Source organism: Pseudoalteromonas sp. OF5H-5 (assembly GCF_021530695.1).
In the GTDB taxonomy this organism is placed as follows: domain Bacteria; phylum Pseudomonadota; class Gammaproteobacteria; order Enterobacterales; family Alteromonadaceae; genus Pseudoalteromonas.
Genome location: NZ_JAKGBF010000001.1, coordinates 188,843 through 201,167, shown reverse-complemented (window position 1 = coordinate 201,167; position 12,325 = coordinate 188,843). Strand labels below are relative to the sequence as shown.

Annotated in this window: 12 protein-coding genes; 8 read left to right on the top strand and 4 right to left on the bottom strand. The window is 43.6% G+C overall.

Going from position 1 to position 12,325, the window contains the following annotated elements:
• Positions 1–658: 658 nt before the first annotated feature.
• On the bottom strand, positions 659–1,600 hold the full coding sequence (locus L1271_RS00915) for a sensor domain-containing diguanylate cyclase (RefSeq protein ID WP_010606170.1): 942 nt from the start codon (positions 1,598–1,600) through the stop codon (positions 659–661).
• A 286-nt stretch (positions 1,601–1,886) separates the two neighbouring features.
• Between L1271_RS00915 and L1271_RS00910 the strand changes: the two genes are divergently transcribed.
• The 8 genes from L1271_RS00910 (at position 1,887) to L1271_RS00875 (ending at position 8,787) form a co-directional block, all read left to right on the top strand.
• A complete protein-coding gene (locus L1271_RS00910; protein WP_010606169.1) occupies positions 1,887–2,669 on the top strand; it encodes a sporulation protein in 783 nt (260 codons plus the stop codon).
• A gap of 289 nt (positions 2,670–2,958) precedes the next feature.
• Positions 2,959–3,897, top strand: a complete 939-nt coding sequence (locus L1271_RS00905) for a CHAD domain-containing protein (protein WP_235366563.1) — start codon at positions 2,959–2,961, stop codon at positions 3,895–3,897.
• A 23-nt stretch (positions 3,898–3,920) separates the two neighbouring features.
• Positions 3,921–4,820 (top strand): DUF350 domain-containing protein, encoded by a 900-nt coding sequence (locus L1271_RS00900; RefSeq protein WP_010606167.1) that lies wholly within the window; start codon positions 3,921–3,923, stop codon positions 4,818–4,820.
• 87 nt (positions 4,821–4,907) lie between these two features.
• Complete coding sequence (locus L1271_RS00895; RefSeq protein WP_233525254.1) at positions 4,908–6,560, top strand: polyamine aminopropyltransferase; 1,653 nt, start codon at positions 4,908–4,910, stop codon at positions 6,558–6,560.
• A gap of 81 nt (positions 6,561–6,641) precedes the next feature.
• Positions 6,642–7,055, top strand: a complete 414-nt coding sequence (locus L1271_RS00890) for a DUF2170 family protein (RefSeq protein WP_010606165.1) — start codon at positions 6,642–6,644, stop codon at positions 7,053–7,055.
• Between the two features lie 15 nt (positions 7,056–7,070).
• The gene (locus L1271_RS00885; RefSeq protein ID WP_010606164.1) at positions 7,071–7,760 is read left to right on the top strand and encodes a PspA/IM30 family protein; all 690 of its coding nucleotides are present in this window, start codon (positions 7,071–7,073) and stop codon (positions 7,758–7,760) included.
• A gap of 65 nt (positions 7,761–7,825) precedes the next feature.
• Positions 7,826–8,464 (top strand): DUF4178 domain-containing protein, encoded by a 639-nt coding sequence (locus L1271_RS00880; RefSeq protein WP_235366562.1) that lies wholly within the window; start codon positions 7,826–7,828, stop codon positions 8,462–8,464.
• Positions 8,461–8,787, top strand: coding sequence for a hypothetical protein (locus tag L1271_RS00875; protein ID WP_069018990.1), 327 nt, complete (start codon positions 8,461–8,463; stop codon positions 8,785–8,787). Before L1271_RS00880 ends, L1271_RS00875 begins: the two co-directional genes overlap by 4 nt.
• Before the next feature lie 98 nt (positions 8,788–8,885).
• On the opposite strand, the gene L1271_RS00870 is transcribed toward L1271_RS00875, so the two are convergent.
• The 3 genes from L1271_RS00870 to L1271_RS00860 form a co-directional block, all read right to left on the bottom strand.
• Complete coding sequence (locus L1271_RS00870; protein ID WP_010606161.1) at positions 8,886–9,365, bottom strand: FKBP-type peptidyl-prolyl cis-trans isomerase; 480 nt, start codon at positions 9,363–9,365, stop codon at positions 8,886–8,888.
• Positions 9,352–11,781 (bottom strand): Lon protease family protein, encoded by a 2,430-nt coding sequence (locus L1271_RS00865; protein ID WP_235366561.1) that lies wholly within the window; start codon positions 11,779–11,781, stop codon positions 9,352–9,354. Before L1271_RS00865 ends, L1271_RS00870 begins: the two co-directional genes overlap by 14 nt.
• A 71-nt stretch (positions 11,782–11,852) precedes the next feature.
• Positions 11,853–12,311, bottom strand: a complete 459-nt coding sequence (locus L1271_RS00860) for a zinc ribbon-containing protein (protein WP_017216346.1) — start codon at positions 12,309–12,311, stop codon at positions 11,853–11,855.
• Positions 12,312–12,325 lie beyond the last annotated feature (14 nt).

Genomic DNA, 12,325 nt, shown 5'->3' with positions numbered 1-12,325 from the left:
CGCGAAGTGTATCATGGTTGTCGTTATTGTCAGATGAATTTATCTAGGTTACAGCACCATTAATTGGCTTGTTGTGAAAAATATAGTGGAATAAGCCCGTTGGCTCTCCGTCTCCACCATTTTGCATGACACACTAGGCATAGCACAATGAGAGCTTAGGTAATCAAACCCGACTTTCATTCTCTACCTCAAACTGCTGAAAAGTCGCGAAGTGTATCATGGTTGTCGTTATTGTCAGATGAATTTATCTAGGTTACAGCACCATTAATTGGCTTGTTGTGAAAAGTATAGTGGAATAAGCCTGTTGGCTCTCCGTCTCCACCATTTTGCATGACACACTAGGCATAGCACAATGAGAGCTTAGTTAATCAAACCCGACTTTCATTCTCTACCTCAAACTGCTGAAAAGTCACGCCGTGTATTATGGTTGTCGTTATTATCAGATGAATTTATCTAGGTTACAGCACCATTAATTGGCTTGTTGTGAAAAGTATAGTGGAATAAGCCTGTTGGATCTCAGTCTCCACCATTTTGCATAACACACTAGACATAGCACAATGAGAGCTTAGTTAATCAAACCCGACTTTCATTCTCTACCTCAAACTGCTGAAAAGTCGCGAAGTGTATCATGGTTGTCGTTATTGTCAGATGAATTTATCTAGGTTCCAACATCCTTAATCGGTTTGTTGTGGAAAGCATAGCGCACACTGTCAGATTGCTTGGCTTGATACATAGCGGAATCTGCCTGTTGGATCCCAGTCTCGATGTCGAGGTTATTAAACAGACTGACACCGATACTAATCCGACAACTTAGTTTATTGCCTTCAAAGAGATATGGTTTATCTACCTTGTTGATTATTTGCTGGCAGATCCCAACCACATGAGATTCGGCTTGAGGCTGTTGTGGAGATAAATGAGTAATTAAAATCACAAACTCATCACCTCCCCAACGGATCACCACATCATCCTCACGTACGCTAGCACTCAAACGCTGAGCAACCGCCTTGAGTAACTGATCCCCCACATGGTGACCATGCAAGTCATTTACTTTTTTAAAATCGTCAAGGTCCAAGAACAAGATTGCGCTGTAACTACCAAACAGCTGCCCGGCATGGAGTTGCTCCATCAACCCATGTTGGAGAACATGGCGATTCGGTAATTCGGTTAATTGATCATGATACGCCAGCTTCTCGGCTTCAAGATACTCCAACTTACGATCATTGATATCCCGAGATAACACGATAAAACGTGTTTCAGCATGATTATCGCTTGCAGTCACAATCTTACGGGCGATAGAGACTTCAAACCAACGCTCGCCAACAGGCGTAGACAAGTGAATATGGCTGCCGTGTGAATAGCCGTTAACTTTTGCTTCCTGTAATGCCCGCATCACTATTTTAGCGGCTTGCTCTGGCATCACTTCAGTCACCGTATGGCCAATCAATTGTTCTGCAGGCGCGACTAACAACTCAGGGCGGAGTATTCTGGCGTCCCAGTGTCGCCCCTCTTCGTCTAGTTCAAACATCAAGTCCGGCATCGCACTTAATGTCGACGCCAATTCCTCATAGCTCGGTTGCGCCAAAGCTTGAGTGCGGGCCATACGACGATCCTTGACCATGAGGCGTTGCAACATCCTGTTCCATAATTCTATAAACTTGAACTTTGCAATTTGAAACATGCCAATGAACACAGCTCATCTACGGCTATCGTTATAAAATAATATACCAATTTCACGAATAATGACTAATTACCGACTGTATCAAAGAAAATATTTTCAAGTCATTGGCTTCGAAAGAGAAAAGCAATTGACGAATAGATAATAATTCCTATAATCGACACAACAGCGCTTTCCATGATGGAAGGTCACAAGATATATAAGGATGACTATGTCTTTTTTCAAAAAAGCCCTTGGCGCAGTCGGTATCGGTGCAGCAAAAGTAGATACCATCTTAGAGACCCATCACGCCTCTCCTGGCGAAGAAATTTCTGGAACGGTTAAAATCATCGGTGGCAAAGTTGCTCAAGAGATCAACAAAATAGATCTTAACGTAATGTGTAACTACACGGTTGAAAGAGAAGACAGTGAAGGTGAAACAACGACCATCACTAAAAACCACACCCTTGCTAAATTTCAAATCAACGAACGATTTACTATCGAACCCGGTGATGAAAAGCACATTCCATTTGCGCTTGACCTCGCTGAAGAAACCCCGCTTACCGTTGGACAATCCAAAACTTGGATTGCTACCAACCTTGATATTGATATGGCGCTCGACAAGTCAGATAGGGACTATTTACACATAGTACCTACCGAGCTACAACAAGCGGCTATCGATGCGATGGAAGCGCTTGGCTTTAAACTCTATGAATCAGACTGTGAAGGTATTGATGAAGTATCTTTCTCACGCCTCCCATTCGTACAAGAGCTAGAGTTTAAAACGATCACAGGTGACTTCCATGGTCGCTTTGATGAAGTGGAAGTGGTTTTCTTTAATCGCGGTGAGCAACTAGAAATTATCTTTGAGATTGACCGCAAAGCGCGAGGCTTTAAAGGCTTCTTTGCGGAGGCGCTAGACCTTGATGAATCAAAAGCCAGATTGCTGATAGATGAAACTGATTTAGAAGACCTAGAAGATGCTATTTATGACATTCTAGAGGCAAATTGCTAAGGTATATTAACCTTGTAGTATCGATAGATTTATATTGATGCTTTGGTGATCGTTGCATTCATACGAATGCAACTTCTATATGAACAAACTCTATTATTATCCCAGTTCACCTAACGCTATGGTTTATATTAATACAAATGTTAAGGTGTATAGATAATAACTCTCTAGACTGATTTATTGTTACAATTTAAGCCCATTTAACATGCCAATCACGGCACGTTTGAGTTGACTTAAGCTCAATAAAACAGCACATTTAAATGAACGGTCAAGGTAGATTAGGTGACAATGAATGTCCAACTTTAGAATTTGGAAACTGGTTAGCCTACTGTGTGTTTTGAGCCTAATGCTGGGCTGCGGATCGAAAGAAGAACGTATCCAGCAAACCATTACACATACACTTCAAGAAGCTTCAACAGCGATAAATACGCTGGGAACCGCCCTTGATAAAAAGCAGGTGAGAAATGCCAACCTTTTGACTGAGTATGGCAAAGTACTTAGTCAGCAAAAACCTCAGCTCAGTGAAATTGCGCAAATTATTGCCCAAGACGCAACAAGCAGTGGAACCTTATATCAGAGTTTATTGACTCGTTATCAGTCCCTCAAGTCCCCCGCTCCAAGTATGAACAGCGACGACATTATCAACCAAGCAGTGTTGTTAAAAGAAGCCGCTTCCATCAGTTTGTTCAATGATGCGCTGACAGATCCAATCAATGTTTTAGCTGATATGTCAGATGGCAAGCTAGCGCGAGTTGGCGCTATTAGTCAGCAGGCGGAACAAGCGGCAAACGGTCAGACCAGTGTCGGCAATCAGCTTGTTGGCAATGCCAACTATGGCGAATGGCAGACTAACTCTAACGGCACTAGCTTTTGGATGTGGTATGGCATGTATCGCATGCTTGGAGATATTGTCGGTGATGTGGAATATGGCCGCTGGAGTAAACATCGCAGATACAGTTACTACAGCGACTATGGCCGCCACAGATACACCAGTTATAAAGGCTACAAACGCCAAACTGAGCTCGCCAAACGTACTCAACAATCGTATCAACGCCAAGGCAAACAATTTACCAGTCCCTATGCCAAGAAAAAGTCTGGCGCTTCAGGGTTAAGTCGAAGTAGTAACACCCCATCAGCAGTAACTCGAAGCAGCTATTCTCGAACATCAAGCTACGGCTCTGTTCGCAATAGCTCAAGTAGAACCTCCCGTGGCGTAAGCCGGGGCAAATAGCGCATATATAGCGGAGTTAACACATGTACCAATTTAACGGATTAACAGCTTGGACTTTTCAAGCATTGCTAATAGATATGGCGGTGATCGTCGCGTTATTTGTTAGCTTAAAATACATCAAAGGTTGGGTATCTAACCTTCATGCAAACGATGAAATCACAGAAAAAGACAACTTTGCATTTGGCCTCAGTTTTGCTGGTGGTTTAGCAGGTCTGGCCATTGTAATTTCAGGTATTTCAAGTGGTGCTTTTGCCAGTTCTTTAGCTCAAGAAGCGCTACAAATGACGGGCTATGGTATCGTTGGTATCATCCTTATCAAGCTCGGTCACTTTTTCCAAGACAAAGTCGCGCTACGCAAAGTAAACCTCCATGACGAAATCGTTAAAGGTAATGTCACCTCAGCACTGATTGACTTTGGCCATGTGGTGAGCGTTGCCATTGTGATCCGCTCAGCTCTACTTTGGGTACTCACAGAAGGCTGGTATGGCTTACCTATTGTGGTTGCAGCCTTCATTATTGGTAATATTTGTATGCTGCTTGTGAGCCAATACCGAGTACAACTATTCAAGCGCACCAACAAAAGTGGCGACTGTTTACAGCAGGCAATTAAAGACAACAATATCGCGGTTGGGATCCGCTACGCGGGCTTTTTAATCGGCTCGGCTCTGGCACTGACTGCAGCGTCCGGTTTAGCGCCGTATGTAGCTGACAATATTAACTCAAGCCTACTTTACTGGAGTATTGCAGCACTGGGTAGCATTGTGCTTTTCATCGTCTTACACCTCGTCATGATAAAAATTATTCTGGCAGGTAAAGATATTTCCGATGAAGTGAACAGACAAAAGAATATTGGTGTTGCTGCAATCTCAGCCGCGCTTTCTTTTGCGATTGGTACGACTATGGCAAGTTTGTTAGGTGCATAACCCTTGAGCGCATCTGCACCACAAACTTCAGCAAGAGTGACCGGCAACTGGTCGTTGTTTGGTCACGACACCCTACTTATTGGCGTCATGGCCATTTTGGCCGGTTGCGGCCTAATCTACGAATATTTGCTCTCCCATTATGCTGGCCGCGTTTTAGGCTCTGTAGAAAGCGCGATTTATGCCATGATAGGCACTATGATCGTGGCCATGGGCATTGGCGCATTTTTAGCGCGCTGGTTTAAAGATCCCTTTACCGCTTTTGCATGGCTTGAAAGCCTAATTGCGCTACTCGGCATGAGCAGTATTTTGGTGATCGCCAGTGTTATTGCACTTACCTATACCCTACCCCATACACTTTCTAGCCTTTACAGCTTGCCTCCCGATAGTGTCTTAGATGGCATGCCATTTGCGCAATTACAAGCATTTGCCCGATTTTTACCTTATGTTTTCGGCCTCATTCTAGGCATTTTAATTGGCATGGAAATTCCGCTGATTGCTAGGATCCGTCAACAAGTGTATGGCCGCTTCCTTGAAAATAACGCAGGTACCATTTACGGTGCAGATTATATCGGTGCTGGTGTTGGTGCTGCCATTTGGGTCACGATTATGCTTGCGCTGCCAATAATGCAAGCAGCAGCGTGGACTGCGCTATTTAATATCATTGCAGGACTTATCTTCCTATGGCGTTACCATGCTCATGTCCGCTTCGCTAAGCTGCTGTTTGCTTGCCACTTTGTTCTACTTGGTATCTTTTTTGTCATCCTGAGCCATGGCTCTCTTTGGATGAAAGACCTCAGCAATGTGCTATACAAAGACAAGGTGATCTATTCAGAATCAACTAAGTATCAACATGTTGTCATCACTGAGCGATTGAGCCGCGCACAACCGATGCCAATTAACGATTTATTCTTAAATGGTCGATTACAGTTTTCATCTGTAGATGAACAGATCTATCACACTATGCTCGTTTATCCTGCAATGCTGGCTTCTAACCGGCGCGAAAAGGTATTAATCATTGGCGGCGGAGATGGTCTGGCACTTCGAGATGTACTGGAATGGCCTGTTGAAAATGCAACCTTAATCGATTTGGATGGACAACTACTTTCGTTATTTGGACTACAAGGGCAGCCCTACCCAGCTAGACCACATATCACCAGTCAATTAACCCGCTTGAATGGCAACGCCTTAAACGATCCAAGAGCAACGGTTATCGTTGCAGATGCATTTTTAGAAGTAGAAAAAATGCTCGACCAAGGTAGACAATTTGACACCATCATTATCGACTTACCTGACCCTAATCACCCCGATTTGAATAAACTATATAGCGACTACTTTTATAATCATGTGCGTCAATTACTGGCACCCGATGGTGCACTCGCTATTCAGTCAACATCTCCCTATCACGCCAAAAAAGCGTTTATTAGCATAGCTAAAACGGTAAAGCATGCCGGGTTTACGCATGTTGAGCAATATCAGCAGAATATTCCCTCATTTGGCCAATGGGGATGGACAATCGCAACGAGAACAGGACAACCAGCAAGTGCTAGGATCCGGTCGGTCGAGTCTTTGCCTGTTCCAAGTAACTGGATAAACAAAGAGTATTTACTCGCGACGTTCGCCTTCCCAAATCGCTTTTTTGACGGAGCAAAAGATATTGAAGTCAACCAGTTAGGAACGGGCAGACTATACGATTATTATCGCCAAGCATGGCAAACAGAAGATGAGTTGTATAAAAATTAGCGCACGGTCATTGACATATTATGTCTTACGTGCAACTCTTAACTCAGACATAATATGTCAAAACAAAAAAGGTAAATGAAGATGGAATTAAATGAACTATCAATCAAATTAGCATCATTTGAAACAGAAGGTGCTAACTTCGAATCATTCTTAATCGCCAATGAAGGCGAGCAAGATGTATTGCAAGTGATTGTTGACGGAAATGACGAATTACCAATTTTTGTGACTCAGACTGAAGAACAACTTGTATGCATTAGTTACCTATTTAAAGAGAATGAGGTAAAGCCTGAGTTGCTAAACGAGTTAAATGAAGCACTATTAAAACTGAATGTGCCGATCCCGCTGAGTGCGTTTGCTAAAATTGATGAGCAGTATGCGATATTTGGTGCTCTAGCCGTTTCCTCCTCAATTGATGAGATCACGCACGAACTGGTCACCCTCGCGGACAATGCAATCGAAGCATTGGAAGCCGTGACTGTGTATTTGAATGAGTAATATTGGAGTTGTGAAATGAGTATTTTAAAGAAATTATTTACTGCTGTTCGTGGTGGCGCTAGAGAAGTTGGTGAGTCAATTGTTGACGCAAATGGCATTCGTATTTTTGAGCAAGAAATTGCTGACGCACAAAACGCATTAGCTAAAGCCAAAAAGAACTTAACAGAAGTAATGGCGAAAGAGATGCAGACAAAACGCAAATTAGCTGCACTTGACGAAAGCATTATCGAGCATGAAAACTATGCTGGACAAGCGCTGGAAAAAGGTAACGAAGCTTTAGCGGTAGAAATCGCAGAGAAAATCGGTGAATTTGAAGTTGAGCGCGCAGAGCACCAGCAAGTGCTAGACGGTTTTAGTAAACATGTGATCCTGTTAAAACAGCAAATTAAAGAAGCTGAAAAAACGATTAAAGAAAACCAGCGCCAACTAACAATGGTAAAAACCACAGACAGCGTTCAAAAAGCAACCATGGCAGTAAACAGTACGCTGAATACTAATTCGTCATCTATGGTAAATGCACGTCAGTCGCTTGAGCGTATCAAGCAACGCCAGCAAGATAGGCAAGATCAACTGGCTGCGGCAAAAGAGCTTGAAGCCGCTGCAACGGGTGCTGATCTAAAAGCCAAAATGGCAGAAGCAGGAATTGGCTCTACGCAAAAGAGTAATGATATTCTTGAACGTATTAGAGCGAAACAAAGCAACTAATATTTGCTGATTAGAAAAAGGAGGCCTCGCCTCCTTTTTACCCTTTTTGATTATGTAGGTGCATTATGTTTGGCTTTTTTAAATCAAAAAAAACTCCTGAGCGACAGCTTACTCATGCAAAAGATCTGCAAGTTGGAGATATGCTCACCATCATCGATTCGTTCGCTTACCCTAGCTGGCTCAAGGGGCAAACCCTCAAAGTGGCTGGTGTACAAACTTACCAGTTTGAACGCAGCGCTACATATGAATTTGTTCTCGAAAGTGATTCAGGTAACATTACTTTTTTGCAAATTGAACAAAATGACGGTGAGGAATACGCGAATTTCTCTATCAAAATCCAAAGAGAAGACGTCGATGCTATTTTTACGCTTGATGAATTTGCGCGTATTTTCGATGAAGAAGCACTGACCCACATCGACACCCACGCTACTCCAGAGATTTTCGAGCGATTCTTAGGTAAAAGCTATCAACAAAGTGAAGCGCCCTACGTTTGCTATTTTTACGATAGCGATTATCGCGGTCGCGCCTTGCCACGCTATCAAGATGAAAGTGGCGAAGTATGTGAAGTTATCGAGTTACTTAGTCCTGACGAAAAGTTCGCTATCAATATCGAGATCTGGGATGGGGGGGAAACTGACGTGTCACTAACCATGTGTCGCCCACTGAGCGATATTGTTGACCTATTTCCTGGAGCTAACTCGTGACCACAAGAGAAGACAAGTGGAAACGTCAAGAAGTGGCTTTGAGGGCCACACAAATGGCCTTCGACTTAACCACGGAAGTACAAAAAAGCATTAAAAAACAGGCGATAGACGAAGAGCTAACGCCATCCGATATGATCAGAAAGATCCTTGATTTAGAAGTTAAATCGAAGAAAACTCGGCAACGCTTATCCTTCAATCTAACCGATGAAGAAATCGCACTACTGGCGGAACGTTTTGGCGTTGACCCTAATGACAAACGGGCTGTAAAGCAACAGGTCGCCAATATGCTGCTTAGTCGCTATACAGAAAATAAAGGAAAATAATTGGCTGTATTTATGTAGATTGTTGCTCCATTAACTGCGTATGGCGCTACGTTTATTCAAGCTATATGCCGTAGCGCCCTACACAACAATAACACCGATCACTCTACCGCGAGCAGCTCAACTTCAAACACTAATAACGAACCCGGTTCGATTTTACCTGCAGCACGGTCACCATAGCCTAAGTCTGGACCAATCCAAAAGCGGTATTTATCCCCTTCGCTCATCAATTGCACGCCTTCTGTCCAACCTGGGATCACTTGATTAAGTCCAAAACTGATGGGTTGGTCACGCAGTACCGAACTGTCGAATACGGAGCCATCAAGTAAAGTGCCATGATAATGCACTTTAACTTTGCTCGTTGCATTTGGCTGTTTGCCACCGTCAGTTTGAGTGATTATTTCGTACTGAAGACCTGAGTCAGTTTTATGTACCTCTGTGCGCTTTTCGTTTTCTTTCAAAAAGTCAGCCGCTTGAATTCGATTAAACTGCGCAAGCTGCTTTTGTTTCTGACCACCACGAAAAAACACCACTGCAATCACCAGTGCAACAATAACGAGGATAATATTAGTTGTCGTCATGGTTTTCTTCTCCTTTGTCATCATCGCCGTTTACGACTTTCGCAATACGCTCAAGCTTCGCCATTGCAACTGCATTGATACTGTTTTCGGGATAGCCTTCATCACTTAGCTCTCCTGCAGGTCTATCCATTAACAAGCTAAGCGCTTCATCTACTGTGGCAACGGCATAGACATGGAATAAGCCTTTTTCAACAGCTGCAATCACTTGATCATCTAACACTAAGTTGACCTTGTTAGATTCAGGGACGATCACCCCTTGCTTACCTGTGAGGCCTCGCATTTTGCAGAGTTTAAAGAAGCCTTCGATTTTTTCGTTTACACCACCAATGGCTTGTACTTCACCGTGTTGGTTTATTGAGCCGGTGAGCGCTAAAGATTGATCCACGGGCAGTTGCGTCACAGCCGATAGCAGCGCACAAAGCTCTGCAAGTGATGCGCTATCACCGTCAATAAAACCATAATTTTGTTCAATGGCGATATTTGCACTGAGTGTCAGGCTAAAGTCTTGCGCATACTTGTTACCTAGGTAACCGGTAAGCAGCATCACGCCTTTTGAGTGAATTGACTTACCTAAGTCTACCTCACGTTCAACGTCAATCACCCCGTCAGCACCTGCGTATACCGTAGAGGTAATACGCGCAGGCGTACCAAATGCGGTGTCACCAATATGCAGTACCGTCAGGCCATTTACCTTACCAATTGCGGTGCCTTCGGTTGCAATCAAGGTATGCCCTTCTTGAATATCGCTGAGCATATTTTCACTTAACTGCCCTGTTCGATATTCTTTTCCAGCTATCGCCTCATCAATGTGATTAGCGGCAATTTGGTTTACGCCATCTTGCTTGGCATAAAAACTGGCTTCTGCCACCAGCTCCAAAACATCAGCAAAGCGCGCCGAAAGCTTACTGTGGTGCTCCGCTTGGCGATAGCTAAATTTAAGCATACGCGCCAGCGCCGCTGAGCTAAGCTCAATTTTCAAGGTATCATTACAGTATTCCATCACCTTAGTGATAAATTGGTACTGCATTTTGTCCGAGCTTGGTAAATAGTAATCAAAATCGGCCAGCACTCTAAATAGTTCTGCAAACTCTTCATCGTATTCACCAATGGTGTAATACAGGTCTCGCGACCCCAAAAGAATAATTTTGACATCCAACGGAATTAGCTGCGGCTTTAAGGTAAAGCTGCTGCCCACCGAATTGTCTTGGTACGGTAGGTCATTTTTAATTTGGTGGGTTTTTAACGACAGTTTAAGGCCATCCCACACCTGGGCGTTAGCCATGACCTTTTCCGCATCCATGATCAGATAACCGCCATTGGCGCGGTGCAATGCACCGGCTTGAATAGAGCGATAGCTGGTGATCAAATTACCTTGAGAGGTTGCATATTCCACCTTACCAAAAATATTACCAAAGGTCGGATTTGGCTCATACACTACAGGCGCAGGGTCGTCCTCTTTAAACTCAACCAGAATATTGGGCGCAAAAAAGTCAGTGAGCATTCCCTTTGAGTCAAAGTCATCTTTGTTTTCGTCGCTGTTACTACTATCGTCGTCTAGCCAATCTAATACCGCATCGACAATTTCAACCTTGAGGTCTTTAAGATAACGCAGCACGCCAATGTGTGCGGCATACTTATGCTCAAGTGCTTTTAATAGCGGTTTAGTCGCCATTTCAATGGTGGTTTTTTTAAGATTACGCAAGCGCTCTGAGGATTCGCGTTTCCATCTTGGCAGCTCAATAAGCGACTCAATGAGGGCATCTTCTAATGTTTCAATTGCGGTTAAAAAGTGTGCCTGAACATGCTCGTCTAGTGCCGAAAACTCCGTATCACTGAGCTGTTTACCATCGACCACAGGAGCAAAGCCAACTGTCCCTGTATCTTCTATCAGTGCAACACTCATATTCATAGCTTGTTGCTCAACAGCGGTGATCGCAGCATCGTATTTTTGTTCGAATTCTTTATCTAGCGACTTTTTCTTGCGTTGATAACCCGGATTGTCAAAAGCTGCAGGAAAAGTATCTAAGATCTCATCAATAAAGGCGTCAATATCGGCCTCAAGCTGCTTACTTTCGCCCGCCTGCATAAATAGCGCGATAGGCTCACGATGGTCGTCATAGTTATTAACGTACAACCATTCTTTGGGCGTTGGCTTAGTTTTACTGTGCGCCTCGAGCTTGTCTTTCACCATGGTAAAACGACCCAGCGCCGCTTCTCCCATGACATACACATTATAACCGGGAAGCTCCATTCCCAAGGCAAAGTCTAGGGCGGTTTGAGCGCGCTGCTGGCCAATAAATGGCAGCGCTTCTGGGTAAGGGTTTTGGATACAATTTTCTATGTGAGTCAACGAAACTGATGGCGCGAGCTGGCTCGCAGGCAGTGCTTTTTCAGACGACAATTTAGATTTGGTCATTCTAACTTCTTTGTATTATTCGCATACGTTAGTCTACTCAGCTTGGTGCTTCCAAGCTGAGCGCCCACACTTTAGGGCGCTAATGCTTTTCTAGTATATTCCCCATGCCCGCACTCGCTGCAAGCTGGGATCTTGATGGCATAATAAACATCTAATTTATAGCCACAATTCTTACATACTAATTGTCCCAAAGCTATCCATTCACCTTCTTTATAAATGCCTTGGTGTTCAAAATCTTTTAAAAGTGCGGACCACTCAAGTTGAGTTCTATCTTCTAATTGGGATATTTCAAATAAGATGTTGGCTTTGAGCTCACTCCAAGCCGCTTCATCATAGAAGGATTTGTTTTCGAGAAGATGTTCCAAGTCACGTTTTAAATAGTAACTATAATCATCATAGGTTTGTTTGGTGTAGTCTTTCAGTGCGCTCTGCGCTTCCCAGAATCGCTTAGATAAATCGTCAATTTCATGTTCTTTGACGTCTTTGAGCCAATCGGAAAATTGATCCAGCCATTTTTGATAATCCGCCATTGCTACACTCCTGT

Excerpts from the sequence above, each read along its gene's own strand:
- L1271_RS00915 (WP_010606170.1), bottom strand. The coding sequence starts at position 1,600 with ATGGCCCGCACTCAAGCTTTGGCGCAACCGAGCTATGAGGAATTGGCG.
- L1271_RS00910 (WP_010606169.1), top strand. The coding sequence starts at position 1,887 with ATGTCTTTTTTCAAAAAAGCCCTTGGCGCAGTCGGTATCGGTGCAGCA.
- L1271_RS00905 (WP_235366563.1), top strand. The coding sequence starts at position 2,959 with ATGTCCAACTTTAGAATTTGGAAACTGGTTAGCCTACTGTGTGTTTTG.
- L1271_RS00900 (WP_010606167.1), top strand. The coding sequence starts at position 3,921 with ATGTACCAATTTAACGGATTAACAGCTTGGACTTTTCAAGCATTGCTA.
- L1271_RS00895 (WP_233525254.1), top strand. The coding sequence starts at position 4,908 with ATGGCCATTTTGGCCGGTTGCGGCCTAATCTACGAATATTTGCTCTCC.
- L1271_RS00890 (WP_010606165.1), top strand. The coding sequence starts at position 6,642 with ATGGAATTAAATGAACTATCAATCAAATTAGCATCATTTGAAACAGAA.
- L1271_RS00885 (WP_010606164.1), top strand. The coding sequence starts at position 7,071 with ATGAGTATTTTAAAGAAATTATTTACTGCTGTTCGTGGTGGCGCTAGA.
- L1271_RS00880 (WP_235366562.1), top strand. The coding sequence starts at position 7,826 with ATGTTTGGCTTTTTTAAATCAAAAAAAACTCCTGAGCGACAGCTTACT.
- L1271_RS00870 (WP_010606161.1), bottom strand. The coding sequence starts at position 9,365 with ATGACGACAACTAATATTATCCTCGTTATTGTTGCACTGGTGATTGCA.
- L1271_RS00865 (WP_235366561.1), bottom strand. The coding sequence starts at position 11,781 with ATGACCAAATCTAAATTGTCGTCTGAAAAAGCACTGCCTGCGAGCCAG.
- L1271_RS00860 (WP_017216346.1), bottom strand. The coding sequence starts at position 12,311 with ATGGCGGATTATCAAAAATGGCTGGATCAATTTTCCGATTGGCTCAAA.